The sequence below is a fragment of the Pseudonocardia sp. CA-107938 genome, assembly GCF_050936315.1.
Classification (GTDB): Bacteria; Actinomycetota; Actinomycetes; order Mycobacteriales; family Pseudonocardiaceae; genus Pseudonocardia.
Genome location: NZ_JBNJNA010000001.1, coordinates 1,005,938 through 1,030,495 on the forward strand (window position 1 = coordinate 1,005,938; position 24,558 = coordinate 1,030,495).

At 73.9% G+C, this 24,558-nt stretch carries 22 protein-coding genes; 9 read left to right on the forward strand and 13 right to left on the reverse strand.

The genetic code is table 11. From position 1 onward, the window contains the following. The first annotated feature begins 20 nt into the window (after positions 1-20). Together ACQEVB_RS04925 and ACQEVB_RS04930 are read left to right on the forward strand one after the other, a co-directional pair. The gene (locus ACQEVB_RS04925) at positions 21-656 is read left to right on the forward strand and encodes an SDR family NAD(P)-dependent oxidoreductase (protein WP_432965621.1); all 636 of its coding nucleotides are present in this window, start codon (positions 21-23) and stop codon (positions 654-656) included. A 76-nt stretch (positions 657-732) separates the two neighbouring features. Further along, complete coding sequence (locus ACQEVB_RS04930; protein WP_432965624.1) at positions 733-1,470, forward strand: sulfite exporter TauE/SafE family protein; 738 nt, start codon at positions 733-735, stop codon at positions 1,468-1,470. Positions 1,471-1,609: 139 nt separating this feature from the next. On the opposite strand, the gene ACQEVB_RS04935 is transcribed toward ACQEVB_RS04930, so the two are convergent. From ACQEVB_RS04935 to thiD, 4 genes are read right to left on the reverse strand one after another with little or no spacing between them, the layout of a single operon-like run. Continuing rightward, on the reverse strand, positions 1,610-2,422 hold the full coding sequence (locus ACQEVB_RS04935) for an FAD binding domain-containing protein (RefSeq protein WP_432965627.1): 813 nt from the start codon (positions 2,420-2,422) through the stop codon (positions 1,610-1,612). Continuing rightward, complete coding sequence (locus ACQEVB_RS04940; RefSeq protein WP_432965630.1) at positions 2,419-2,970, reverse strand: (2Fe-2S)-binding protein; 552 nt, start codon at positions 2,968-2,970, stop codon at positions 2,419-2,421. Before ACQEVB_RS04940 ends, ACQEVB_RS04935 begins: the two co-directional genes overlap by 4 nt. Beyond that, positions 2,967-5,225 carry a xanthine dehydrogenase family protein molybdopterin-binding subunit gene (locus tag ACQEVB_RS04945; RefSeq protein WP_432965633.1) on the reverse strand — a complete coding sequence of 753 codons (2,259 nt, stop codon included), beginning with the start codon at positions 5,223-5,225 and terminating at the stop codon, positions 2,967-2,969. Before ACQEVB_RS04945 ends, ACQEVB_RS04940 begins: the two co-directional genes overlap by 4 nt. Positions 5,226-5,250: 25 nt before the next feature. After that, positions 5,251-6,111 (reverse strand): bifunctional hydroxymethylpyrimidine kinase/phosphomethylpyrimidine kinase, encoded by an 861-nt coding sequence (thiD, locus tag ACQEVB_RS04950; RefSeq protein WP_432965636.1) that lies wholly within the window; start codon positions 6,109-6,111, stop codon positions 5,251-5,253. 52 nt (positions 6,112-6,163) lie between these two features. On the opposite strand from thiD, the gene ACQEVB_RS04955 reads away from it, so the two are divergent. Next, a complete protein-coding gene (locus ACQEVB_RS04955; protein WP_432965639.1) occupies positions 6,164-6,604 on the forward strand; it encodes a nitroreductase family deazaflavin-dependent oxidoreductase in 441 nt (146 codons plus the stop codon). Positions 6,605-6,828: 224 nt separating this feature from the next. Here ACQEVB_RS04955 and ACQEVB_RS04960 read toward each other — a convergent pair whose 3' ends face one another. Beyond that, positions 6,829-8,733, reverse strand: coding sequence for an FtsX-like permease family protein (locus ACQEVB_RS04960; RefSeq protein WP_432965642.1), 1,905 nt, complete (start codon positions 8,731-8,733; stop codon positions 6,829-6,831). A gap of 94 nt (positions 8,734-8,827) precedes the next feature. Further along, positions 8,828-9,502, reverse strand: coding sequence for an ABC transporter ATP-binding protein (locus ACQEVB_RS04965; protein ID WP_432965645.1), 675 nt, complete (start codon positions 9,500-9,502; stop codon positions 8,828-8,830). Positions 9,503-9,777: 275 nt separating this feature from the next. On the opposite strand from ACQEVB_RS04965, the gene ACQEVB_RS04970 reads away from it, so the two are divergent. Together ACQEVB_RS04970 and ACQEVB_RS04975 are read left to right on the forward strand one after the other, a co-directional pair. Continuing rightward, positions 9,778-10,965: a sensor histidine kinase gene (locus tag ACQEVB_RS04970; RefSeq protein ID WP_432965648.1), complete on the forward strand. Its 1,188-nt coding sequence runs from the start codon at positions 9,778-9,780 to the stop codon at positions 10,963-10,965. Then, on the forward strand, positions 10,962-11,597 hold the full coding sequence (locus tag ACQEVB_RS04975) for a response regulator (protein WP_432965650.1): 636 nt from the start codon (positions 10,962-10,964) through the stop codon (positions 11,595-11,597). The genes ACQEVB_RS04970 and ACQEVB_RS04975 overlap by 4 nt, the downstream gene beginning before the upstream one ends. Here the strand turns inward: ACQEVB_RS04975 and ACQEVB_RS04980 are convergent. Then, on the reverse strand, positions 11,515-13,038 hold the full coding sequence (locus tag ACQEVB_RS04980; protein WP_432965652.1) for an MFS transporter: 1,524 nt from the start codon (positions 13,036-13,038) through the stop codon (positions 11,515-11,517). The genes ACQEVB_RS04975 and ACQEVB_RS04980 overlap by 83 nt on opposite strands. Before the next feature lie 75 nt (positions 13,039-13,113). On the opposite strand from ACQEVB_RS04980, the gene ACQEVB_RS04985 reads away from it, so the two are divergent. After that, positions 13,114-14,013, forward strand: coding sequence for a LysR family transcriptional regulator (locus tag ACQEVB_RS04985; RefSeq protein WP_432965655.1), 900 nt, complete (start codon positions 13,114-13,116; stop codon positions 14,011-14,013). On the opposite strand, the gene ACQEVB_RS04990 is transcribed toward ACQEVB_RS04985, so the two are convergent. Both ACQEVB_RS04990 and ACQEVB_RS04995 read right to left on the reverse strand, forming a co-directional pair. Then, positions 14,010-14,918 (reverse strand): S1C family serine protease, encoded by a 909-nt coding sequence (locus ACQEVB_RS04990; RefSeq protein ID WP_432965658.1) that lies wholly within the window; start codon positions 14,916-14,918, stop codon positions 14,010-14,012. The two genes, ACQEVB_RS04985 and ACQEVB_RS04990, sit on opposite strands and share 4 nt — an antisense overlap. A gap of 86 nt (positions 14,919-15,004) precedes the next feature. Continuing rightward, entirely contained in the window at positions 15,005-15,577 is a 573-nt protein-coding gene (locus ACQEVB_RS04995; RefSeq protein ID WP_432965661.1) for a peptide deformylase, read from the reverse strand. A 176-nt stretch (positions 15,578-15,753) separates the two neighbouring features. Here ACQEVB_RS04995 and ACQEVB_RS05000 point away from each other — a divergent pair, with 176 nt between their 5' ends. Next, on the forward strand, positions 15,754-16,059 hold the full coding sequence (locus tag ACQEVB_RS05000; protein WP_432965664.1) for a DUF3263 domain-containing protein: 306 nt from the start codon (positions 15,754-15,756) through the stop codon (positions 16,057-16,059). A 109-nt stretch (positions 16,060-16,168) separates the two neighbouring features. Next, a complete protein-coding gene (locus ACQEVB_RS05005; RefSeq protein ID WP_432965667.1) occupies positions 16,169-16,777 on the forward strand; it encodes a LytR C-terminal domain-containing protein in 609 nt (202 codons plus the stop codon). Positions 16,778-16,784: 7 nt separating this feature from the next. Here the strand turns inward: ACQEVB_RS05005 and ACQEVB_RS05010 are convergent, their stop codons facing one another. The 4 genes from ACQEVB_RS05010 to moeA form a co-directional block, all read right to left on the reverse strand. Beyond that, on the reverse strand, positions 16,785-18,974 hold the full coding sequence (locus ACQEVB_RS05010; protein WP_432965670.1) for an AAA family ATPase: 2,190 nt from the start codon (positions 18,972-18,974) through the stop codon (positions 16,785-16,787). A gap of 23 nt (positions 18,975-18,997) precedes the next feature. Then, on the reverse strand, positions 18,998-19,996 hold the full coding sequence (locus tag ACQEVB_RS05015) for a CDP-alcohol phosphatidyltransferase family protein (protein WP_432965673.1): 999 nt from the start codon (positions 19,994-19,996) through the stop codon (positions 18,998-19,000). Beyond that, positions 19,996-20,742, reverse strand: a complete 747-nt coding sequence (locus tag ACQEVB_RS05020) for a phosphatidylserine decarboxylase (protein ID WP_432965676.1) — start codon at positions 20,740-20,742, stop codon at positions 19,996-19,998. Before ACQEVB_RS05020 ends, ACQEVB_RS05015 begins: the two co-directional genes overlap by 1 nt. Before the next feature lie 600 nt (positions 20,743-21,342). After that, positions 21,343-22,569 (reverse strand): molybdopterin molybdotransferase MoeA, encoded by a 1,227-nt coding sequence (gene moeA, locus ACQEVB_RS05025; protein WP_432965679.1) that lies wholly within the window; start codon positions 22,567-22,569, stop codon positions 21,343-21,345. Between the two features lie 211 nt (positions 22,570-22,780). Between moeA and groL the strand changes: the two genes are divergently transcribed. After that, positions 22,781-24,409, forward strand: a complete 1,629-nt coding sequence (gene groL / locus ACQEVB_RS05030) for a chaperonin GroEL (protein ID WP_432980149.1) — start codon at positions 22,781-22,783, stop codon at positions 24,407-24,409. Positions 24,410-24,558 lie beyond the last annotated feature (149 nt).

Consider the following 24,558-nt stretch of genomic DNA (forward strand, 5'->3'; position numbering starts at 1 on the left):
CACACTTTAGCGTCGACCGCATGGATGCAGCAGTGGTGATCGGGGCCGGCCCCGGGATCGGGCGGGCCGTGGCAGCGCGGTTCGCGAAGGAGGGCTACGCGGTCGCGCTGATCGCCCGCAGCGCCGCCACCGTCGAACCGCTGGCCGCGGACCTGCCCGGAGCGCTGGCACTCACCGCCGACGCCACCGACGAGCAGGCGCTTCGCGCAGCGCTCGACCGAGCCGCCGACGAGCTGGGGCCGCCGGCCGTGGTCGTGCACAACACGGCCGTGATCCGCGCCGACGCCGTCGGCGAGCTCTCCGCGGCTGAGCTGCTCGACACGCTCGCCGTCAACGTCGGGAGCGTGCTCACCGCCGCAGCTCACACCCTGCCGGGCATGGCCGCGCGCGGCCGCGGCACGTTCGTCGTGACGGGCGGGATGCCCGAACCGGTGCCGGCCTACGTGAGCCTGTCGCTCGGCAAGGCGGCCGTCCGCACGGCGGTCGACCTGCTCGACGCCACCTACGGTCCGGCCGGCGTGCACGTCGCGTCGGTGACGGTCGGCGGGCCCGTCGCGCCCGGCACCGCGTACGACCCGGACGACATCGCCGAGCACTACTGGACCCTGCACACCCAGCCGCGCGCGGAGTGGGCGCGCGAGGTGCGACACGGTTGATCACCGCTCGGGGGCGTGGTGCAGTGGGTGCACGACCCGAGGAGGGGCCCTGTCCGCACTGGAGCAGCTCGCCGTCGTGCTCGCCGGCTTCGGCGCGGGCATCCTCACCTCCAGCGTCGGGGTGGCCTCGCTGCTGAGCTTCCCGGTGCTGCTCGCCGTCGGGATCCCGCCCGTGGTGGCCAACGTGTCCAACACCATCGGGCTCATCCCTGCCGGCATCGGCGGCGCGGTCGGCTTCCGCGACGAACTGCGCGAGGAACCGGCCCTCACCCGCCGCGTGGTCGTGCTGACCGGGATCGCCGGCGCCGCCGGAGCGGTCCTCCTGCTCGCGCTGCCGGAGACCGTGTTCGAGGCGATCGTGCCGTGGCTGATCCTCGGCACCTGCCTGCTCGTCGGGGTCCAGCCGCGCCTGTCGAGCTGGCTCGCCGCGCGGCGCGGTGGCGGCCAGCGGTACGCCCTCTCGCCGACGACCACGGTGTTCGTGCTGCTCACCGGCCTCTACGGCGGCTACTTCGGCGCCGGCGCCGGCGTCCTCATGATCGCCGTGCTGGCGCTGGGGCTGGACGTCGCGTTCCGTGTGATCGCCGCGATCCGCACCACGTCCGTCATGGCCGCCAACGTCGTCGCCGGGCTGGTGTTCGCCGCCGTCGCGCACGTCGACTGGCTCGTCGTCGTCCTGCTGGCCGGCGGCTCGATGGTGGGCGGCTACGTTGGCGCCCGCGTGGCCCGCCGCCTCCCGGCAACCCTCCTACGGACCCTGATCGTGGTAGCCGGAGTCGTCGCGGCCGCCCTCCTCTGGACGGGCACGGTCTAACCCCCCGCCCCCGCGATCCGCGAGTTGGCCATCTCGACAGGGCGAGTTGGCGCGTTCGCAGGGTGCGACGGGCCAACTCGCCCTGCTGAACCGGCCAACTCGCCCTGTTGAACCGGGCAACTCGCGGGGCGAGGGTGGGTCAGCCTGCTGCTGTGGTCAGCGCGCGCTTCGTCAGCACCCTCGCCAGGTGGCGGCGGAACTCTGCCGTCGCTGGTACGTCGGAGACCGGGTCCGTTCCCCGGTCCGCGAGGGCCGCGGCGTCCGGGATCGACGCGCCGTCGGCCAGCGCCGCCTCCGCCGCCGTCGCCCGCAGTGGGGTGGGTCCCATGTTGGCCAGCCCGATCCGCCCGTCGACGACGGCCACGGCGACGATCGCCCAGTCGTTGGCGCGGCGCACGAACTTCTCGTACGCCCAGCCGGCGCCGCCGGTGCGCGGCACCCGGATCTCGACGATCAGCTCGTCGGGATCCCGGACGGTGGAGAACACGCCCGTGTAGAAGGTGGTGATCGGGACGGTGCGCTCGCCGCGGGGCGAGCGCAGCACGACGTTGCCGCCGAGCGCGAGCACGGCGGCCGGCAGGTCGGAGGCCGGGTCGCCGTGCGCGAGGGAGCCGCCGATCGTGCCGCGGTGGCGCACCTGCGGGTCCCCGACGGTGCGCGCGACGGCGGGCAGCAGCGGGCACTCGGCGGCCAGCAGCTCCGACGACTCCAGGGTGCGGTGCCGGGTGCCGGCCCCGATGGCGATCGCGTCGCCATCGGCGCGGACGTACGCGAGCTCGGGCAGCCGGCCGATGTCGATCAGCACCTCGGGCGCGGCCAGGCGCAGCTTCATCACCGGCAGCAGCGAGTGCCCGCCGGCGAGCAGGCTGGCCTCCTCGCCGTGCTCGACGAGCAGCTCGATCGCCTCGTCGACGCTGGTGGCGCGCACGTACTCGAAGCCGACGGGGATCATGCGGGGCCTCCGGTGGAGAAGCCGGGAGCCGCCTCGATGCCCTGCCCGCTCGCGCCGGAACGGGCGGCGATGCCGGTGACCTCGTCGGGGTCCTGGCCGCTCGCGACGAGCACGGCGCGGACGATGTTGTGGTAGCCGGTGCAGCGGCAGAGGTTGCCCTCCAGGCCTTCCCGCACCTCGCGTTCGGTGGGCCGTGGGTTCTCCGCGAGCAGCCCGACGGCCGCCATCACCATGCCCGGGGTGCAGAACCCGCACTGCAGGCCGTGCTCGCTGCGGAACGCCGCGGCCACCGGGTGCAGGTCGTCGGCGTTCGCCGAGAGCCCTTCCAGCGTGGTCACCGACAGCCCGTCCACCTGCGCGGCGAGCACCGTGCACGACTTCACCGACTCGCCGTCGACGAGCACCGTGCACGCACCGCACGACGTGGTGTCGCAACCGATGTTGGTGGCCTTGAGGCCGAGCACGTCGCGCAGGTGGTGCACGAGCAGCGTGCGCGGCTCGACGTCGGCGTCGGTGTGCTCGCCGTTGACCGTGATCGCGATCTTCACGCGCCCTCCCTGGCCGCCTCGATGGCTTCCCACACGCGCAGCGGCGCGAGCGGCATGTCGATGTGCCGGACCCCGAGGTGGGCGAGCGCGTCGACGACCGCGCTCTGCACCGCGGGCGTGGCCCCGATCGTGCCGGCCTCGCCGATCCCCTTGGCGCCCAACGGGTTGTACGGCGTCGGGGTGGCCATGTCGACGAGGGTGAAGCTGGGCAGCTCGGCCGCGGACGGGAACGCGTAGTCGGCGAGCGTCGACGTGATCGGGTTGCCGTCCTCGTCGAAGCGCACCTCCTCCAGCAGCGCCTGCGAGATGCCCTGGGCGATGCCGCCGTGGCGCTGCCCGTCGGCGAGCAGCGGGTTGAGCACCGGGCCGGCGTCGTCGACGGTGACGATGCGGTCCACCACGACCCGTCCGGTCTCCAGGTCGACCTCGACGACCGCCACGTGCGCCCCGAACGGGAACGACGGCGCGCCCCCGTCGAACACGGTCTGCACCTGCAGCGGCTCGCGCTCGGCGAGCGCCGCGAGCGTGATCGCGGTCGTGGTGCCGCGCACGCGGACGGCCCCGTCGACCACCTCGAGGTCGTCGACGTTCGCCTCCAGCACGTCGGCGGCCCGGGTGCGGGCCAGCTCGGCCAGCTCCCCGGCCGCCTTGTGGACGGCGATGCCACCGGTCTGCAGGCTGCGCGAGCCCATCGTGCCGGAGCCCTTCGGGATCAGGTCGGTGTCGCCGTGCAGCACCGTGATCTTCTCGACGGGGATGCCGAGGTGCTCGCTCGCGAGCATCGCCCAAGCCGTGGCATGCCCCTGGCCATGTGGTGAGGTGCCGGTCAGCACCGTCACGGTGCCGTCGGGGTGCACCTCCACCGATGCGTGCTCGCTGTAGTCGCCGCCGCCGGTGATCTCGACGTACGCGGAGACGCCGATGCCCAGCGCGACCGCGTCCCCGCGCTCGCGGCGAGCGGCCTGCTCGGCGCGCAGGCCGGTGTAGTCGGCGGCCTCCAGCACCCGGTCGATCGCGGCCGCGTACTCGCCGGAGTCGTAGGTGGCGCCGCCCTTGTTGGTGAACGGGAACTTGTCCGGCGCGACGACGTTGCGCCGCCGCACCTGCGCGGGATCCATGCCGATCTCGGCGGCGAACAGGTCCATCGCCCGCTCGATCGCGGCCGTCGCCTCCGGTCGCCCGGCACCGCGGTACGCACCGATCGACGTGGTCGTCGTGACGACCATGCGCGCCCGCGACTCGACGCGCGGGATGTCGTAGACACCAGGTGCCATCTGGCGCGTGAAGAACGGCAGGAAGGCGCCGATCCGCGGGTAGGCGCCCACGTCGGCGAGGATGTCGAGCCGGTAGGCGAGCACGTCGCCGTCGCGGTTGCCGCCGATGGTGATCGTCTGCAGCTGGGCGCGGCCCTGCAGCATCCCGGTCATGTTCTCCGACCGGGACTCGTGCCAGCGCACCGCCCGCTCCGTCCGCTGTGCCAGCTGCGCGACCAGCGCGAACTCGGGGTCGGCGCCGATCTTCGCGCCGAAGCCGCCGCCGACGTCCGGCGTGATCAGGTGGACCCGGTCGCCGTCCACGTTCAGCCACGCGGCCACCGCTGCCTTCGCCGACTGCGCGTTCTGCGTCGACGCCCAGATCGTGAGCCGACCGTCGGCACCCCAGACCGCCGACGCCGCCCGCGTCTCCAGCGGCGCGGCGGCGAGGCGCTGGTTCACGATCCGCTGCGTGACGACCACGTCGCAGTCGTCGAACAGGTGCTCGTCGAACTCCTCGTCGTGGCCGAACCCGCCGACCAGGTTGGTGCCCAGGTCCTCGAACAGCACCACCTCGTCCGACAGCGCCGCCTCGAGGTCGACCACCGCCGGCAGCGGGTCGTAGTCGATCTCCACCAGGTCGGCGGCGTCCTGGCCCTGGTACAGCTCCTCGGTCAGGACCGCGACGACCGGCTCACCCACGAACCGGACCTTGTCGGTGGCGAGGAACGCGCGCGAGGTCTCCTTCGGCGCTCCCGGCCACAGGTGGGCGGGGGGAAGCCCGAGATCGGCGCCCGTCACGACGTCGACGACTCCCGGCGCCTCCCGCGCGGCCGCGACGTCGATCGACGTGATGCGCGCGTGCGCGACCGGCGACCGCACCAGCGTCAGGTGCAGCGCCCCGGCCAGGCGTTCGTCGGTGAGGTCGTCGGTGTAGACCGCCCCGCGCGTCAGGAACAGCGGATCCTCGACCCGCTGCACGCGGGTGCCCAAGATGCTCATCAAGGCGGGACTGTAATCCCGCAGATCAGCCGACGCTCCCCCCGTCCCACCATTCGCGCACCGCCCAGAGGGGCGACACCGGCCCGTGGCCACGGCCGAGGTCGTACGAGCGACGCACCGACTCGGTGACGAACCGCTTCGCCCGCGCCACCGCGTCCGGCACGGAAAGCCCCCGGGCGAGGCCTGCGGAGATCGCCGACGCCATGGTGTCGCCACCCCCGTGCGTGTTGCCGGTGACGATGCGCGGACCCGGGTACTCGGTGAACGACGTGCCGTCGTAGAGGAGGTCGACGCACTCCGACTCGTCCTCGACGAGGTGGCCGCCCTTCACGAGCACCCACTGCGGGCCCATGCCGTGCAGCACCTTCGCCGCCGCGTACTGCGCGTCGCGGTCGTGCACGTCGATGCCGGTCAGGAGGCGCACCTCGTCGAGGTTCGGGGTCACCACCGTCGCCCGCGGGAACAGCTGCGCGCGGAACGCGTCGAGCGCCTCGTCGGCCAGCAGCTGGTCCCCACCCATCGACGCCGCCACGGGGTCCACGACGAACGGTGTGCCGCCGCCCCCGCCGATCCCCACCCGGTCGCACGTCTCCGCGATCGCGGCGATGATGCCGGCGGTGGCCAGCATGCCGGTCTTCACCGCGTCCAGCCCGATGTCGGTGGCGACCGCCTCGATCTGCGCCGCCACCGTCTCCGGCGGCAGCACGTGCACGCCCGTCACGGCCACGGAGTTCTGCACCGTCACCGCCGTCACGGCCACGCACCCGTGCACCCCGCAGGCCGCCAGCGCGCGCAGGTCGGACGCGACGCCGGCGCCGCCGCCGGAGTCCGTGCCGGCGATCGTCATCACCCGTGGCGGGGTCACGCCCACCGCCCGTTCAGCCATGCCGCGACGGTAGACCGGGAACATCCAAGGCGCCCGCACGGTTGCCCCGATCATGCCGCTGACCGGAGAACACGTCACCAGCAAGCACCCCGACTGGGCCCAGGACCAGATCGACAAGATCCTCGAGACCGGCACCACCGAGGGGCTGGGCATCAACGGGATGGAGATCGTCCTGATCACCTACCGCGGCCGCAAGAGCGGCAAGCTGCGGCACCTCCCCCTCATGCGCGTGGAGCACGACGGCAGCTACGCGGCCGTCGCGTCGAAGGGCGGCGCGCCCGAGCACCCCGGCTGGTACTCCAGCATCCGCGACTCCGAGATCGTCGAGCTGCAGGACGGCACGGTGACGAAGGACTACACGGTGCGGGAGCTCTCCGGCGAGAAGCGCGACATCTGGTGGAAGCGGTCCGTCGCCGCCTACCCGCCCTACGCCGAGTACCAGGAGAAGACCGACCGGCTCATCCCCGTGTTCCTCCTCGAACCGACGGGCTGAGCCGCCAGACTCCGTCGCTGGACTCGCGGTACGGCGAGTTCTCGACGCACTGCTCCGTCGGCGTAGGTGCCCGTTCGACGCGGCGCACGAGCCGGCCGTGATGCTGTTGATCATGGGCAAAACGTCGCTCCACGAGATCGAACCACGACGTTCTGCCCATGATCGACGCGCGAGCCCCGGCCCGCGGTCCCGCCGCGCCCCGCCCCGCCCCGCGGGACCCCACCTCAGTCCGCCACCCGCTCCTGCGTGACCGAGCGCAGCAGCGGCCGGCTCGCTGCCGACGCCGCGATCACGAGCAGGATCCCGACCACCACCACCGATCCCAGGACGACCAGTCCGGGCGTGGCGAGGGCGGACGCTGCGGAGGCGATCGGCGACGCGCACAGCAGCCCGGCGGCCAGTGCGATGCCCGAGCACACGAGCAGCGGCCGCAGGGTCTCCGCGCGCCGCGCCGCGCCGATGACGGCCAGCGGGGTGCCGGCGAGGTTCAGCAGCCGCAGCGTCCGGCGCTGGTCCAGCACCCGCGCGGCCGCCGTCGTCCCGGCCGAGGTCGCAGCCACGAGGAACGTCGCTACCAGGACGATCAGGATGCCGCGGAAGATGTCCGCACCCATCTCGACGTTCGGTGCGTCGCGTTCGGCGGCCGAGACGACCGGTTCCCCGGCGAGCGGGGTGAGCGCGGTGCGCACCTCGTCGCGGTTCGTGCCGGGCGCCGGCTGCACCCGCGGCCCGGTGACCGAGCCGGTGACGGTGGCGGCCAGACCGCGCCGTTGCAGCTGGTCCTGCGCCTGCGCGACCGACACGGTCTCCCCCAGCCGGAGGTCCGACGATCCGGCGTAACCCTCTCCGACGAGCCCGCTGAGCGGGGCGAGGAACCCGGCGACGAACACGGCGAGCGTCAGCCCGGCGAGCGGGCGGAACGCGCCGCGCGGGTCGTCGAGCAGGCGGCGACCGGCGAGCATCCGCGGCACCGACCGCGACGAGCGCGCCATCGTGCCGCCGAGCAGCCGCATCACCCACGGCCCGATCAGCCACACGGCGCCGAACATCGTGAGCACGGACGTCCCGATGATGACGCCCACGAAGGCGACGTCGCTGTTGCGCAGCACGACCTGGACGATGCCGAACGCGCCGAGCGCGGCGACGACGCCGAGCAGGTGCCACCACCGCAGCCCGCGCGGCTGCTGCCGGCGCACCACGCCGAGCGGGCCGACGACGACGGCGCGCATCCCGCGCATCGCCGCCAGCGCGGCCAGCACCGCGACCCCACCGACGACGGCGAGCGCCACCAGCGGGGAAACCTGCAGGTCGGTGACGTACCAGCCGCTGCCGCCCAGCGGGATCGTGGCGAGCGCGGGCGACAGCAGCCACTCGGCGACGATGCCGACGACCGCGGCGACGGTCGCCACCAGCGTCACCTCGGTGACGGCGACGACGGTCAGCTGGCGGGTGGAGGCGCCGAGCAGGCGCAGCGTGGCGAGCCGTTCCGCGCGGCGCGACGCGGTGAGGCGCGCGGCCGAGCCGAGCAGGCCGAGCACCGGGAACAGCAGCAGCGCCACCGCGACGTAGGTGAGCTGGCGGTAGGCGAGGAGCATGGTGGTGCCGGCGGGTCGGGAGAAGCCGGCGACCGGGACGGCGTCCGCGACGGGTACCTCGTGGCCGACGACCGCCACGAGCTCCCCGGCGTCACGCAGGCCGGCCGGGCCGATCACGCCGGTGACCGGCCCGGGGAAGCGGTCGGCGAGCTGCCCCGGCGGCAATGTGCGGAGCAACTCGGCGAGCGCGGGCGACACCCACAGCTGCCCCGGCGCCGTGAACTCCCGCAGCCCGGGCGGAGCCGGCACAGGACGCGTGGCGCTCACGTCCACCACGTCCATGGGCCGGCCGGCGACCGAGTCGACGCGCACCCGGATCGCGCCGGCCGGATCGGCGGGTCTCGCCACCTGCCCGATCACCTCGGGGTCCGCGCGCCACCCGACGCGGCTCTCGCGGGCGTCCCAGCCGTGCAGGGCACCGAGGGTGACGGCGAGCAGCAACGTCGCCACGGCCACCCCGGCACCGACGAGCCCGGCCGCCGTGGCGGCACGGCGCCCCCCGGCGAGGAGCAGCCGGATGCTGAGCCCGATCACGCGGGCCACCCCGCCCGGTACTCGTCGAGAACGAAGTTGTGGTTGTTTTGAAACGATTCAGTCGACCGTAACTTCGTTCTCGATGCGGGACCGGTCATGCCGCAACCCCGGGCACCACTGCACCGTCGCGTAGCGCCACCGTGCGGCTGCAGCGGGCGGCGATCTCCTGGTCGTGCGTCACCACGACGAGCGCGGCGCCGGTGCGGGTGGTCAGCGCGGCCAAAGCCGCGAACACCTTCGCGCCGGCCGCGGAGTCCAGCGCGCCCGTCGGCTCGTCGGCGAAGACGACGGCGGGCTCGGTGACCAGCGCGCGGGCGATCGCCACGCGCTGCTCCTGGCCGCCGGAGAGCTGGCCGGGCCGACGGTCCTCCAGCCCGGCCAGCCCGAGCGGCGGGAACCACGCGGCCGCCCGCGCGACGGCGTCGGCGCGGCGCATGCCCGCGAGCATCAGGGGTACCGCCACGTTCTCGACGGACGGGAGCTCCGGCAGGAGCGCGGCGAACTGGAAGACGAACCCGAACCGGGAACCGCGCAGCGCGGTCCGGCGGGCCTCCGACCAGCGGTCGATGCGGTCCTCCCCGAACCACACCTCGCCCTCGGCCGGCGCGAGGATGCCGGCCAGGCAGTGCAGCAACGTCGACTTGCCCGACCCCGAGGGGCCGGTCACCGCCACCGTCTCCCCGGGGTGCACGACCATGTCGACGTCGCGCAGCACCGTCGTGGCGCCGTACCGGTGGCCCAGATGCGCGGCCCGCAGCACGGGCGTCATCGCTGACGGCCGAACGACTCGAGCAGCGGAAGTGCTGCCATCACCACCAGCACCAGGAGACCGGTCAGCCAGCCCGCCGTGCCGAGCACCGTCGAGATCACGTCCTGCATGCCGACCACGATGCCGCGGGACCGCCCGTCCACACCTCGGTCGCCGGTGCGAACCGGGCCCGTCGCACTCGTACTTCCGGTCGATCGGTGCCCGACCGGGTGACCCGGCGCCGCGTCGTACTTCCGGCCGAGGACGGTCCCGACGGCGCCACCTAGGCTGCCGGAGTGGTCCGCCTCCTGCGCCTGGCGTGGCGACACATCGGTCTGGCCCTCGAGCTCGCCGGTTACGCGTTCTGGTTCCTCATCGACATCGCTGCGGCCCTCTCCGACGGCGGTTGGCTGAGTGTGATCGCCGGAGTCGTCGTCCCCGGCATCGTGCTGCTGCGCCGCCGTCCCGGCATGCCGCTGACGACGATCGCGAGCGCGGCGCTGGGTGCCTCGCTGGTGTTCTCCGCGGTATCGGCGACGATGCACGTCGTCCTGCCGCGGACCAGCACGTCCATCGTCGACCTCTCGTTCACCGAGGACCTGGCGCTGGCCCTGCTGGTGATCCAGATCCTGCGGTCGCTGGAGCTGCGGCGGGCGCTGTGGCTCACCGGGGTCGCCGCCGTGGCCATCGTGTCCACGGCGGCGGCGCGCATCGTCGGCGAGTCGGCCATCCCCGCCTTCGCGACGCTGTGCGCGCTGGGTTGGGGCGGGTCGGTGGCGATCGGGCTGGCGCTGCGCGAGATCGACACCCGCCGCCGAGCCGCGCTCGACGACGCCCGGTCGAGCGAGCGCATGGAGCTGGCCAGGGAGCTGCACGACGTCGTGGCGCACCAGGTCACCGGCATCGTCGTGGCAGCTCAGGCGGCCGCGGTCGTCGCCCGGACGTCCCCCGACGAGGTCGACCGGGCACTCGCCGCTATCGAGGCCGCCGGCACGGACGCGTTGAAGGCCATGCGGCGGATGGTCGGCGTGCTGCGCGGCCAGGAGACCGGCGACGATTCCGCGGGCGCCCGCACCCCCGGCGCCGAGCTGGCCGATCTGCCGGCGCTGATCGACCGGTTCGATCCGGACGAGCAGCTGGTCAAGCTCACCATGGACGCCGGGCTGGAGCACGCCGTGCTCCCGGCCGGGGTGGCCGTCACGGGGTACCGCATCGTGCAGGAGGCGTTGACCAACGTGCGCCGGCACGCTCCGGGCGTGACGGCCGTCGAGATCGATCTGCGGATCCGGGAAGGGGCCCTGCTGGTGACGGTGCGCAACGACGGGAGCGAGGGCCGGCAGGCCCCGCTGGGCGGGACGGGCGGGTTCGGTCTCGCCGGCATGGCGGAGCGGGCCGCCGCCCTCGACGGCGAGCTGACCGCCGGCCCGATGGGCGCGGGCGTGTGGCAGGTCGCGGCCCGGCTGCCGCTGCGCGGTGCCGCATGACGACGGTGCTGCTCGCCGACGACCAGGAGATGGTGCGCACCGGGTTCCGGCTGATCCTCTCGGCGGAGTCCGATCTCGAGGTCGTCGGGGAGGCCGGGACGGGCGTCGACGCCGTGTCGAAGGCTCGCGCACTGAAGCCCGACGTGGTGCTGATGGACATCCGCATGCCCGAGCTGGACGGGCTCGCGGCCACCCGCGCGTTGATGGGTGACCCGAGCCCGCCGCGGATCGTCGTCGTCACCACGTTCGACCTCGACGAGTACGTGTACGGCGCCCTGCGCGCCGGCGCCTGCGGCTTCCTGCTGAAGGATGCGGGCCCGCGGCTGCTGGTCGAGGCCGTGCGGGCCGCGGCGAACGGCGACGCGCTCGTCTCCCCGTCGATCACGGTGCGGCTGCTGGAGCACCTCGCCACCCCGCGGTCGGCGCCTGCCCTGCCCGAGCCGCTCTCCCCGCGCGAGCTGGAGGTGGTGCAGGCCGTGGCCCGCGGCCGCACCAACGCGGAGATCGCGGCCGAGCTGTTCGTTTCGCTGTCGACGGTGAAGACGCACCTCACGAACGTCCAGGCGAAGCTGTCGGCGCGGAACCGGGTCGAGATCGCCGCGTGGGCCTGGGAGCACGGGATCGTCCGCTGATGAGCGTCTGCGCGGTGACCAGCGCGCCGCACAGCAGCGTCACGATCCCGATCGTGGCGAGCCCCGTGCCGGCTGCGCCGACGAACGCCTGGAGGACGGTGTCGTGCGCTACACCGGCCGCGGCGAACGCGCCGGCCACGGTGTGCGGTGTCCCGGCCGGGAGCGCCGAGGTGAACGCGCCGGTCAGCACCGTTCCGATGACCGCGACGCCGAGGGCGGAACCCAGCTCGCGGGTCGTCGACTGCAGGCCGCCGGCGACGCCGGCCTGCTCCGCGGGGACGGCCGCCGCGATGTCGGACGACAGCACGGGCATGGCCAGCGCGCCACCGGCGCCGATGACGACCAGCCCGGCAGCCCACAGCACGTACGGGGTGCTCACGTCGACGCGGGAGAGGGCCAGCAGGCCGCCACCGACCAGGGCGAACGCGATCGCGACCGTCGCGGTCGACCCGATCCGCGCGACGGCCAGCGGGCCCACCCGGGCGCCGAGGATCATCGGCAGCGCGAGCGGCAGGATCGACAGTCCGGTCGCCAGCACGTCGAAACCGCGGCCGAACTGCAGGTAGGACGCGTTGACGTAGAAGAGCGCGAAGAGGCCGAAGAACAGCACGGCGAGGCCGAGCGCAGCGCTGCGCAGCCGCGGGATGGCGAAGAGCCGCGGGTCAAGCAGCGGCTGCGCGGCGCCGAGTTCGGCGCGGGCCCATGCCGTGCCGAGCAGCGCCGCCGCGACGAACGCGCCGATCACGACCGGGTTGCCCCAACCCAGCTCCGGTCCCTCGATGATGCCGAACAGCAGCCCCAGCGTGGCGAGGGTCAGCAGGGACGTCGCAACGGGACGCAGCGGGCGCGGGGCCCGCGCCGACACCGGGACGGCGACGGCCACGACGACCGCCAGCAGCAGCGCGAGCGGCGCGACCGCACCGAAGAGCCAGCGCCAGCCGCCCGCGGCGAGCAGCGCCCCACCGCCGAGGTTGCCGATGCTGCCGCCGGCGCCGATGGCGGCCGCCCACACCGCGATGGCGCCGGCCCGCCGCTCGACGGGCACGGCGTGCACGATGCAGGCGATGGTGTTGGGCAGCACGGCCGCCGCGCCGACGCCGGAGATCACTCGGCCGACGAGCAGCACGGCGATGTTGGGCGCACCAGCAGAGAGCAGCGCCCCAATGGAGAGCAGCAGCAGCCCGGAGAGCAGCGCGCCCTTCCGTCCGAAGCGGTCGCCGGCGGCCCCGCCGGGGATGACGAGGCAGGCGAAGACGAGCACGTAGGCGTCGACGATCCAGAGCAGCGCCGACGACGAGGGACCCAGATCGCTGCCGCCGAGCATCGGCAGCGCGAGGTTGACGGACGCGACGAACCCGACGACGAGCGCGGCGCACGCGGTGACCGCGGCGACGGCGACTCCGGTGCGCGCCCGCGGCACGGGAGGGGAGGTGATTGCCATGCGGCCGACGCTAGGAAGCACCCATTGATGCGTCCAGTGCACAATTGATCAGGCAGACTTGCATAGGATGCAACTGTGGTCGCCGAGCTGGATCTGAACCTCCTGCGGGTGTTCGACGCGCTCGTGACCGAGAGCAGCGTCACCGGCGCCGCAGCGCGGCTGCACCTGTCCGTGCCGGCCACCAGCCGGGCGCTGGGCCGGCTGCGCCGCGCCGTCGCCGACCCGGTCCTCGTGCGCGCGGGCCGCGGCCTCACGCCGACGCCGTTCGCGACACGCACCGCACCGCAGGTCAGGGCACTGATCGAGGCCGCCGAGACGGTGTTCACCGCGGACCGCGAGCTGGACGTCGCGACCATGGAGCGCACCTTCACGATCCGCATCAACGAAGGGCCTGCCGCCACCCTCGCCCCGCAGCTCGTCCGCATGATCGGCGAGCGGGCACCCCGGGTGGTCCTCCGGTTGCTCGGCGAAGGGCTGGAGGACGTCGAAGCGCTGCGCACCGGAGCCGTCGACCTCGACGTCGGGGCCCCGCGGCCCGCGGCCGACCTGCGTGAGGAGCCGCTCTACGTCGAGTCGCTCGTCGCCGTGGTCGCGGCCGCTTCACCCGCCGGTCGCGCCGGACCCCTCACCGATGCGCAGCTGTGCGCCTTGCCGCACGTGTCGGCGTCGCGGCGCGGGCGGACGCGCGGCCCGCTCGACGACGTCCTCGCCGAGCGCGGCCTGGAGCGCCGGGTCACGGCCGTCGCCGGCTCGTTCGCCGTCGCGGCGATGATGGCCGCGGAGAGCGACCTCGTCGCGCTGGTGCCGAGGCGGCTCGCCGCGCGCTACGGGCCGGCGCTCGGGCTGCGGACCGTGGAGCTGGACGTGGAGCTGCCCCCGGTCCCGATCACGCAGCAGTGGCACGCGCGGCTCGACGCCGACCCGGCGCAGGTGTGGCTGCGGGCGACGGTGCGCGAGGCCGCCCGGGTCGGCTAGCTCAGCTCGGTCGGCACGGCGACGACGTCGACCATCGCCCCGTTGCGCAGCACCGTGACGGGCAGCGGCACGCCGATCGCGTCGCCGAACAGCTGCGCCTGCACGCCCTGCGCGTCGCGGACCTGGCGCCGGCCGACGTCGAGCACGAGGTCGCCGGCGCGCAGCCCGGCCTGCGCGGCGGGGCTGCCGCTGATCACCTCGGCCAGCCGCAACCCTTCGGTGCGGCCGTACTTCTCCGCCACGCTCGCCGGTACGGGCGCCGGCGTGCCGATCACCCCGAGGTACGCCCGGCGCACCCGGCCGTCGGCGAGCAGGGCGGCGAGGATCCGGCGCGTCGTCGCGTTGACGGGCACGGCGAGCCCCAGCCCGACCCCCGCGACCGCCGTGTTGATGCCGACGACCCGCGCCCGGTGGTCGGCCAGCGCGCCACCTGAGTTGCCGGGGTTCAGCGCCGCGTCGGTCTGGATGACGTCCTCGACGACCCGACCCGCCCGCCCGCTGCGGGTGGGCAGCGAGCGGCCCAGCGCGCTCACGACGCCCGCGGTGACCGAGCCGGCGAGCCCCAGCGGGTTCCCCACCGCCACCACGAGCTGCCCGACGACGAGCTTGTCGGCGTCACCCAGCTCGACCGGCTGCGGCAGCTCGTCGGGCCGGCGCGCGCGCAGCACGGCCAGGTCCGACAGCGGATCGGTGCCGGCCACGACCACGCTCGCCTGGGTGCCGTCGCCGAAGTCGGCGCGCCCGTCGCGCGCGTCCCCGACGACGTGGGCGTTGGTGACGAGCACCCCGTCGCCCGTGACGACGGCGGAGCCGCTGCCCCGCCCGATCCGCACCGCCGCAACCTTGCCGGTGATCTCCGCGGCCACCGCAGTGACCGTGCGGGAGTAGGAGTCGAGCTCGTCCACGGCACACCTCCGCGCTTACACCGTTACAGCTCCACGCTACGCGCGGAGGCGAGGTGCGGTGTTCGCCGAGAGCGAGCCCGCGGGGCTCAGACGTCCTCCGCCTTCTGCGTCGCCGGGTCCCACGTCAGGCCGGGTACGCCCCAGCCGGCCCGCTTGACGGCCTTGCGCGCGGCCCGCTGGTTGCGGCCGATGAGCCGGTCGACGTAGATGATCCCGTCGAGGTGGTCGGTCTCGTGCTGGAGGCAGCGGGCGAAGAAGCCGCGGCCCTCCACCTCCACCGGCTGGCCCTTCTCGTCGGTGCCGGTGACCTTGGCCCACTCGGCGCGCCCGGTGGGGTACTGCTCGCCGGGGACGGAGAGGCAGCCCTCGTCGTCGTCCTCGGGGTCGGGCATGGTCTCCGGCCGCTCGGAGGTCTCCAGCACCGGGTTCACGACGACGCCGCGGCGGCGTTCGCGCAGTTCGAGGTCGGGGCAGTCGTACACGAAGACGCGCTGGTCGACGCCGATCTGGTTGGCCGCGAGCCCGACGCCGTCGGCGGCGGCCATGGTGTCGAACATGTCGGCGACGAGGTCGGCGAGCGCGTCGTCGAACTCGGTGACGGGGCGGGTCGGGGTGTGCAGGACGGGGTCCCCGATGATCACGATGGGTCGTACGGCCACGTCGGAAGCCTATGTCCGGCGTGTCGCACCGCCTGCCGGAGGCCGTCGGCCGGTCGCCGATCACCCCATGGCGTGGCGCGTCCTTGACCAGGTTCGGTCGGTTGTGCGTGATTGAATGGCCTCCGCGAATCACACACGTGTCATTCGCCGAGCTGCGGAAGTTTCGAGGGAGCGCGATGGAGTCCGCCACCGAGTCGGCCGGGGCGAGGACCGCCTCCGGCGGGATGCGCGAGCTGGACCGTCGCGAACGGGAGATCCTCGCGTTCGAGGGCCAGTGGTGGAAGTACGCCGGCGCCAAGGAGCAGGCGATCCGCGAGTTGTTCGACATGTCGGCCACCCGCTACTACCAGGTGCTCAACGCGTTGGTCGACAAGCCGGAGGCGCTGGCCGCCGATCCGCTCCTCGTGAAGCGCCTCCGCCGGCTGCGCGCCAGCCGGCAGCGCACCCGTGCGGCGCGTCGGCTGGGCATCGAGCCCTGGTGACGTCACCATGATCGGCGACCGACCCGTCCACTGACGGGTGACGCGCCCCGCTGCGAGGAGCCAGACCGTGACCTCACCCGCACCGTCCGGAGGATCATCCCCGCTTCGGGTGGGTGGTCTCGCGCTCCTGGGCGTCGGCGCGGTGGCCGCACTGATCGGCGTCGCCAGCCTCGTCGGCGGCGGTGGCGGCGGGTCACCCACGGCTGCCGGCCCGACCCCCACGGCCGAGGTGACGGCTCCGGCGACGCCCGCTCCCACCGATCCGAACGCCGCCACCACGCCGGCCCCGGCCCCCGCACCGGCCACGACGCCACCCCCGGCGGCCACCCCCGCTCCCGGCGGCGTGCCCGTGCCCTCGTTCGGCGCGACCCCGAACGCCGTCGCCGGCCCGACGAAGGCCGCGCCCGCGCCCGCCCCCCGGACGGTGGCCAAGCAGCCGGTGCGCGTCTACAACAACTCGACGATCCAGGGCCTCGCCGCACGCGCGGCTGCGGACCTCCGGGCGGCCGGCTGGCAGGTCACGGAGATCAAGGGCTACCCGGGCGGGATCATCCCGACCAGCACGGTGTACTTCCGGCCGGAGAGCCCGGCCGAGGAGGCCTCGGCCCGCGAGCTCGGCGCGCAGTTCGGGCTGCGGGTGGAGCAACGCTTCGCCGGCATCCAGGACGCGACGCCCGGGCTGATCGTGATCGTCACGAAGGACTACAAGGCGAAGTGAGCCGGGCTCAGCGCTCGGCGCGCCGCTGCGCGTAGGCCTCCAGCGCGGCGAGCTGCGCCGGGTCCAGCGACGGCGGCACCACCGTGCGCGCCGCGGCGATGTGCGCGTCGGTGACCTGGGCGGCGTCGAGCGACTCGCGCATCGCGGTCAACGCGGCCTCGCGCAGGACGGCCGCGCAGTCGGCCGCGGAGTAGCCGTCCAGCGCGGCGCCCAGCTCGGCCAGGTCCACCTCCGGCGCGAACGGGGTGTTGCGCCCGGCCGCCTTCAGGATCTCGGTGCGCGCCTCGGCGTCCGGCGGCGGCACGTAGACCAGCCGTTCCAGGCGGCCCGGCCGCAGCAGCGCCGGGTCGATCAGCTCGGGCCGGTTGGTGGCGCCGACGACGATGACGTCGCGCAGCGGCTGCGCCCCGTCCAGCTCGGTGAGCAGGGCGGCGACGACCCGGTCGGCCACCCCGGAGTCGCTGGACTGACCGCGGCGCGGCGCCAGCGCGTCCACCTCGTCGAGGAACACCAGCGCGGGCGCGGCGTCGCGGGCCCGGCGGAACAGCTCGCGCACGGCCCGCTCGGACTCGCCGACGTACTTGTCGAGCAGCTCGGCGCCCTTCACCGCGATCACGTTGAGCTGCCCGGTGCCGGCCAGCGCGCGCAGCAGGAACGTCTTGCCGCACCCGGGCGGGCCGTACACGAGCACGCCGCGGGGCGCGTCGACGCCGAGGCGGGCGAACGAGTCGGGGTACTGCAGCGGCCACAGCACCGCCTCGGTGAGCGCCTGCTTCGTCTCGGCCATGTCGCCGACCTGGTCGAGCGTCACGCCACCGGTCTGCAGCGTGTCCGACGACGACATCGAGATCGGGCGGACCGAGCCGACCGCGTCCAGCAGGTCCTGCTGGGCGATCATCGGGTCGTCGGCGTGCCGCAGCGCCGCGGTCACCGCGGCCTCCCGGCGCACCGCCACCAGGTCGGCGACGACGAACCCGGGCGCGCGCTCGGCGATCGCCTTCAGCTCCACGTCGGCGGCGAGCGGCACCTCGGCCAGCAGGCGGCGCAGCAGCTCGGTGCGCGTGCGCAGGTCGGGCAGGGCCAGCCCCAGCTCGCGGTCGACGAGGTCGGGGGCGCGCAGGCGCGGGTCGATGCGCTCCGGCGCCGACGTGGTGACGACGAGGGCGAGACCGCGCGTCGCCACCGCGGCGCGCAGGGCGTCGAGCACGATCGTCGAGAGCGGCACCGGCTCGACGGGCAGCAGCGCGTCCACGTCGCTCACGACGAGGACGGTGCGCCTGCCCGCCTGCGCCGCGGCCCTCGCCGACCCGACCGTCTCGTGCACCCGCTGCGAGGCCGTCCCGGCCTCCAGTGCGGCCACGCCCGGAGCGGCCAGGGTGACGACCCCCGCGTCCACGGCCGCGGCGGCGCTGCGCGCCAGTGCGAGCTTCCCCACGCCCTCCGGCCCGACGACGGCCACCCCGAGCCGGGCCGATCCCCCGAGCCGTTCCAGCAGCTCAGGGCGGTCGAACGTCAGCTCGAGCCATTCGACGAGCCGGCGCGCCGGCTCGGTGTTGCCGATCAGCGCCTCGACGGGCAGCACGGGCTCCTCGACGGCTGCGGCAGGGGCGGCGGTCGGGCGCGGCGCCGGCGCCTGCCCCGTCACCGGGCCTGTCTCCCAGCCGACGACCGTGCTCGGGCGCACCGCGACCGCGCCGGCCGGCTCGACGGTGGCCACCGTGAGCAGCTCGGTGGTCCACGACGGGCCGAGCGCGCCGGCCACCTGCTGGCGGGTGGCGGCGGCGTTCATGCCCGGCGCGATGTCCTGCGGCAGCAACGAGACGGCGTCGCCGCCCGTCACGACCTTGCCGACGAGCGCCTGCCGCACGATCTCCGGGGTCAGCGAGGCCCTGGCCAGCCGCGAACCGGTCAGCAGGATGCTGCGGGCAGGCGCGACCTCGGCCGGCGTGACCACCACGGGGGCGCCGTCGCTCAGGCCGGTGTTCGAGAGCGTGACGTCGTCGAGGGTGACCTGCCCGGGCGGTCCGTCCCCAGGAGCGACCAGCACCGTGGTCATCCGGGCGCCGGTGAGGGTGACGGCGTCCCACGACCGCAGGCCCAGCGCGTCGAGCACCTCGGGATGCAGCCGCACCACCCCTCGTCGGGCGTCGGCAGCGGAGGCGGCCAACCGGGCGACGAGCGTGATCGACACAGTCACCGGCACACGCTATCGGGCAGCGATCAACGTCGACGGGCGCGGCGCAGTCCCAGCCGCAGCCGGTTGCCGCGCTGCGGCGCCGGTCCGGGCCCAGTGCGGGGCGTGCCGTTGCGCCGGATGACCGGCAGGCCCGGTTCGGTGTCGCCGAGCCGGCGCACCGCACGGGCGACGGCGCTGGCCCCGCCCGCCACCCGCCGGCGCAGCGGCGGCCGGATGCCCAGCCGGCGCGCGGAACGGGCCGCACGGGCGGCCGCCCGCCGCTCCCGCACGGGAACGTCCCACGCCTCGGGGTGCCGGGCGAGCCAGCGGTAGCGGTAGCCGGCGTACGGGATGAGCAGCAGGTACCCGATGGCGACGAGCGCGAGCCCGAGGTACGGCACGGTGACCAGCACCGCTGCCGCGATGCCCACCACGACCAGCAGCGGGGCGATCGCCGTGGCCGGCACGCGCACGGTCTTGAGCGACAGCGTGGGCAGCCGCGACACCATCAGCCCGGCCACGACCAGCGTCCAGCCGCCGACGAGCACCTCACCCGACCACCAGCCCTCGCCGAACTGCAGGGTCACGTACAGCGGGATCCCGGCCGACAGCGCGGCCGCCGGCGCCGGGACGCCGACGAAGAACTCCTTGGCGAACGGGTAGCGCTGCTCGACGTCGAGGAGGGTGTTGAAGCGGGCCAGGCGCAGCGCCATGCATACGGCGAACACGAGCGTGACGATCCAGCCGAACCGGCTGCCCTCCAGCGCCCACAGGTACAGCACCAACGCCGGGGCCACACCGAACGACACCAGGTCGGACAGCGAGTCCAGCTCGGCGCCGATCTTGCTCGTGGCGTCGAGGAGACGGGCGAGGCGGCCGTCGAGCGCGTCGCAGATCGCCGCGAAGCCAGTGGCGACGATGCAGAGCGACCACTGGCCGGCGAGCGCGAAGTAGACCGACGACAGTCCCGCGCAGAGCGCGAGCACGGTGACTGCGTTGGGCAGGAGGCGCACGCCCGCGGCGTACGCGGGCGGGACGTCCATCAGGTGTCCTCGGGCAGCACGGCCAGCACGGTCTCGCCGCCGATCGTGCGCTGCCCCACCGACACCTGCACGACTGCGTCGGCGGGCAGGTAGACGTCGACGCGGGAGCCGAAGCGGATGAGCCCGTACGTCTCGCCTGCGGCGACCTCGTTGCCGACGACGACGTCGCAGACGATGCGCCGCGCGAGCAGCCCGGCGATCTGCACGACCCCGATCTGCGCGCCGCCCGCGGTGCGCAGCAGCACCGAGTTGCGCTCGTTGTCGTCGCTGGCCTTGTCGAGGTCGGCGGAGAGGAACGTGCCGGGGTGGTAGGCGACGGCCACCACCTGCCCGTCGACGGGGATGCGCTGGACGTGCACGTCGAGCACCGACAGGAAGACGCTGACCCGCGGCAGCGGCACCGCCGGCAGGCCGAGCTCTGGCGGGGGCAGGGCGTCGCCGATGGTGGCGACGGTGCCGTCGGCGGCCGCCAGCACGGCGTGCTCGATCGGCGGCGGCACCCGCTCGGGCGAGCGGAAGAACAGCGCGGTGGCCGCGGTGGCGAGCGCGCCGACCCCGGCGCCGCGTCCGGTGACGAGCTTGACGAGCCCCGCTGCGGCGGCGACGGCCGCGACGATCGGGCGGCCGCCGGGGTGCATCGGCGGGATCGCGTCCCTGACCAGCCCGACCACGTGCGTCAGTGAGAAGCCGGACGGGCCGCTCGCCGTGACGGCCGGTGCCGGCCCTGCTGGGGTGGGGTCGGTCATGGGCGCCGCTTCACTCCTGCTGACGGGGGTGGCCCGCGTTGGGCCGGGTCGCGGCGGCTACGGTACGCGAGCACTTCGGCACGGGAACCGGCGGACGGCGTTGTTGATCGTCGGCTCGACACCCGGGCGCGCCGAACCGACAACTCCAGATCGCACCGGCAACGTCCCGCTCCGGCCAACTCGCCGACCCAGGACGGGCAACTCGCCGACCCAGGACGGGCAACTCGCCGTCCCGATCCGGGCAACTCGCGTGGGCGGTGAGACCCGACGGCCGAGCCGAGCAACCACGCGAGCCGGAGCGCCGTGGGCGCGACAAATTCAACACAGCAAAGGGCCGGGGCCGTCATCCCCCGAGACGACGACCCCGGCCGTGGAACCGCTCGTCCGCTCCCCAGCGACGGGCGGTAGGTCTTTGCTGTGTGACATGGATACCCATGCCGCGTGCCAAGTATTCCCGCTGACGCGTTCGATCGTCCAGCACACTTCCTGAGGAACCACGGAGAGTGCACCGATCGGCCGAACTTTCACCTGTAGGACGTCGTCGGGGGCCCGATTGTTGCATCCAGTCGGTGTGACGTACACCACTTCCACCCGAAAGAGTCAGTGGTGGAGCGGCCACACCTCCACCGGATGGCCCTCGACAGCCTCCGTGACGTCCTCGGGCAGCACGATGAGGCACTCCGCGCGGGCGAGCGCGCCCAGCCGGTGGGAGGCGGAAGTGCCGATCTCGCGGACCTCGCCGGTCTCGGTGAAGACGCCCCGGCGGTACTGCCGCTTGCCGGCCGGGGAGGTCAGACGCTCGGCGAGCACGGCGGTACGCACGGGCCGGTGGGGCTGCGGGTGGCCGAGCGCGGTGCGCAGCGCGGGCCGCACGAACACCTCGAAGGAGACGAGCGAGCTGACGGGGTTGCCGGGCAGGGTCACGACGGCGACGTCGCCCAGTTCGGGCACCCGCCCGGCGCCCTGCGGTCCGCCCGGCTGCATGCCGACCTTGGTGAAGGTGACCCCGCGTCCGGTCAGCGCGTCCTTGACGACCTCGTAGGCGCCGGCGCTGACGCCGCCGGAGGTGAGGACGAGGTCGACGGCACCGTCCCGGACACGGCGGGCGAGGGTGGCGAGGAACTCGTCGACGTCGTCGGGCACGAAGCGCAGCAGCTCGGCCTCGCCGCCCGCGTCCTCGACGGCCGCGGCGAGCATGGGTCCGTTGGACTCGTAGATCTGGCCGTGCTGCAGCGGGGTGCCGGGGGCGACGAGCTCCGAGCCGGTGGACAGGACGAGCACGCGGGGTCGGCGGCGCACGTCGACGGTGCCGGCACCGACGGCGGCGGCGAGCCCGATGTGCGCGGCGCCGAGGACGGTGCCGGCGGTGAGCACGACGTCACCGGCGACGGTGTCCTCGCCGGCGCGGCGCACGTACGCGCCCTCGTCCGGCTGGGCGTGCAGCCGCACGCGCTCGGTGCCGGCGTCGGTCTGCTCGACGGGCAGGACGGCGTCGGCGCCGTCGGGCATGGGTGCCCCGGTCATGATGCGGGCGACGGTGCCGGGTGCGAGCGGGGGCACGTCGGTGCGGCCGGCCGGGATGTCGGCCGCCACCGGCAGCTCGACGGGCGCCTCAGCGGTGGCGCCGGCGAGCTCCGCGGCGCGCACGGCGTAGCCGTCCATGGCGGAGTTGTCGAACGAGGGGATCGACACGGCGGCCACCACGTCCGTGGCGAGCACGCGGCCGCGCGCCCGGCCCAGCGGCACGGTCACGACGGGGGTGGGCGGCAGCAGCTCGGCGACGACCTCGGCGTGCTCCTCGACGGTGCGGATCCGTGTGCTCGACACGGCTGCATCGTGCCTCATGGGCGCCGCCTGCGGCCGGCGCGGTCGCTTGCACTCGACCTACCCGAGTGCTAAAACCGGCTTTGGCACTCGACACGGTAGAGTGCCAGTTGTCGAGCGGGTGAGATCGGCGCAGGGTTGCCGGTCGTCCGTCGCGGGCGCCGCGTTCGACGCACCTGACCTCGTGTCATCCCAATCGGAGGACCACACCCACATGGCGAAGATGATCGCTTTCGACGAGGAGGCGCGCCGGGGGCTCGAGCGCGGCATGAACACCCTCGCCGACGCCGTCCGGGTGACGCTCGGCCCGCGTGGCCGCAACGTCGTGCTGGAGAAGAAGTGGGGCGCGCCCACCATCACCAACGATGGTGTGTCGATCGCCAAGGAGATCGAGCTCGAGGACCCGTGGGAGAAGATCGGGGCCGAGCTCGTCAAGGAAGTTGCCAAGAAGACCGACGACATCGCGGGTGACGGCACCACCACCGCCACCGTGCTGGCGCAGGCGCTGGTCCGCGAGGGCCTGCGCAACGTCGCCGCCGGCGCGAACCCGATGGCGCTCAAGCGCGGCATCGAGAAGGCCGTCGACGCCGTCGCCGAGGCGCTGCTGAAGAGCGCCAAGGAGGTCGAGACCAAGGAGCAGATCGCTGCCACGGCCTCCATCTCCGCCGCCGACACCTCGATCGGCGAGCTCATCGCCGAGGCGATGGACAAGGTCGGCAAGGAAGGCGTCATCACCGTCGAGGAGTCGCAGACCTTCGGGCTCGAGCTCGAGCTCACGGAGGGCATGCGCTTCGACAAGGGCTACATCTCGCCCTACTTCGTGACCGACGCCGAGCGCATGGAGGCCGAGCTGGAGGACCCGTACGTCCTCCTGGTCTCCTCGAAGATCTCGACCGTCAAGGACCTGCTCCCGCTGCTGGAGAAGGTCATGCAGTCGGGCAAGCCGCTCGCCATCATCGCCGAGGACGTCGAGGGCGAGGCCCTGGCCACGCTCGTCGTCAACAAGATCCGCGGCACCTTCAAGTCCGTCGCCGTCAAGGCCCCGGGCTTCGGTGACCGCCGCGAGGCGATGCTGGGCGACATGGCCTACCTGACCGGTGGCGAGGTCATCTCGGAGAAGGTCGGCCTCAAGCTGGAGAACGCCGACCTGTCGCTGCTGGGCCGCGCCCGCAAGGTCGTCGTCTCGAAGGACGAGACCACGATCGTCGACGGTGCCGGCGACGCCGACCAGATCCAGGGTCGCGTCAACCAGATCCGCCGCGAGATCGAGAACACCGACTCCGACTACGACCGCGAGAAGCTGCAGGAGCGCCTGGCCAAGCTGGCCGGCGGTGTTGCGGTGATCAAGGCCGGGGCGGCCACCGAGGTGGAGCTCAAGGAGCGCAAGCACCGCATCGAGGACGCCGTCCGCAACGCGAAGGCGGCCGTCGAGGAGGGCATCGTCGCCGGCGGTGGCGTCGCCCTCATCCAGGCGGGCGCTGGCCTCTTCGAGGGCCTCGGCCTCGACGGTGACGAGGCCACCGGCGCGAACATCGTCAAGGTCGCGCTGGAGGCTCCGCTCAAGCAGATCGCGGTCAACGCCGGCCTCGAGGGCGGCGTCGTGGCGGAGAAGGTGCGCAACCTGCCCGCCGGCCACGGCCTGAACGCGGCCACCGGCGAGTACGTCGACCTGGTCGGCGCGGGCATCATCGACCCGGCCAAGGTCACGCGCTCGGCGCTGCAGAACGCCGCCTCCATCGCGGCGCTCTTCCTCACCACCGAGGCCGTCATCGCCGACAAGCCGGAGAAGGAGAAGGCTCCGGCCGGCGACCCGACCGGTGGCATGGGCGGCATGGACTTCTGAGTCCCTCCGCACCACCTGCTCCACGGAACGGGGCGGCACCCTTGCGGGTGCCGCCCCGTTCCGCGTCTGCAGGGCGACGTCACACACCTGCGGGCCCGTTCACACATGTCCGAACGTGTGTGAACGGGCCCAACGGTGTGTGACGTGCC

Bases quoted from the DNA above. Each gene is read 5' to 3' on its own strand.
- ACQEVB_RS04945 (WP_432965633.1), bottom strand. From the start codon at position 5,225: ATGAGCATCTTGGGCACCCGCGTGCAGCGGGTCGAGGATCCGCTGTTC.
- ACQEVB_RS05000 (WP_432965664.1), top strand. From the start codon at position 15,754: ATGGAGTCCGCCACCGAGTCGGCCGGGGCGAGGACCGCCTCCGGCGGG.
- groL (WP_432980149.1), top strand. From the start codon at position 22,781: ATGGCGAAGATGATCGCTTTCGACGAGGAGGCGCGCCGGGGGCTCGAG.
- ACQEVB_RS04935 (WP_432965627.1), bottom strand. From the start codon at position 2,422: ATGATCCCCGTCGGCTTCGAGTACGTGCGCGCCACCAGCGTCGACGAG.
- ACQEVB_RS04925 (WP_432965621.1), top strand. From the start codon at position 21: ATGGATGCAGCAGTGGTGATCGGGGCCGGCCCCGGGATCGGGCGGGCC.
- ACQEVB_RS04965 (WP_432965645.1), bottom strand. From the start codon at position 9,502: ATGACGCCCGTGCTGCGGGCCGCGCATCTGGGCCACCGGTACGGCGCC.
- ACQEVB_RS05015 (WP_432965673.1), bottom strand. From the start codon at position 19,996: ATGGACGTCCCGCCCGCGTACGCCGCGGGCGTGCGCCTCCTGCCCAAC.
- ACQEVB_RS04980 (WP_432965652.1), bottom strand. From the start codon at position 13,038: ATGGCAATCACCTCCCCTCCCGTGCCGCGGGCGCGCACCGGAGTCGCC.
- thiD (WP_432965636.1), bottom strand. From the start codon at position 6,111: ATGGCTGAACGGGCGGTGGGCGTGACCCCGCCACGGGTGATGACGATC.
- ACQEVB_RS04955 (WP_432965639.1), top strand. From the start codon at position 6,164: ATGCCGCTGACCGGAGAACACGTCACCAGCAAGCACCCCGACTGGGCC.
- ACQEVB_RS04975 (WP_432965650.1), top strand. From the start codon at position 10,962: ATGACGACGGTGCTGCTCGCCGACGACCAGGAGATGGTGCGCACCGGG.
- ACQEVB_RS05020 (WP_432965676.1), bottom strand. From the start codon at position 20,742: ATGACCGACCCCACCCCAGCAGGGCCGGCACCGGCCGTCACGGCGAGC.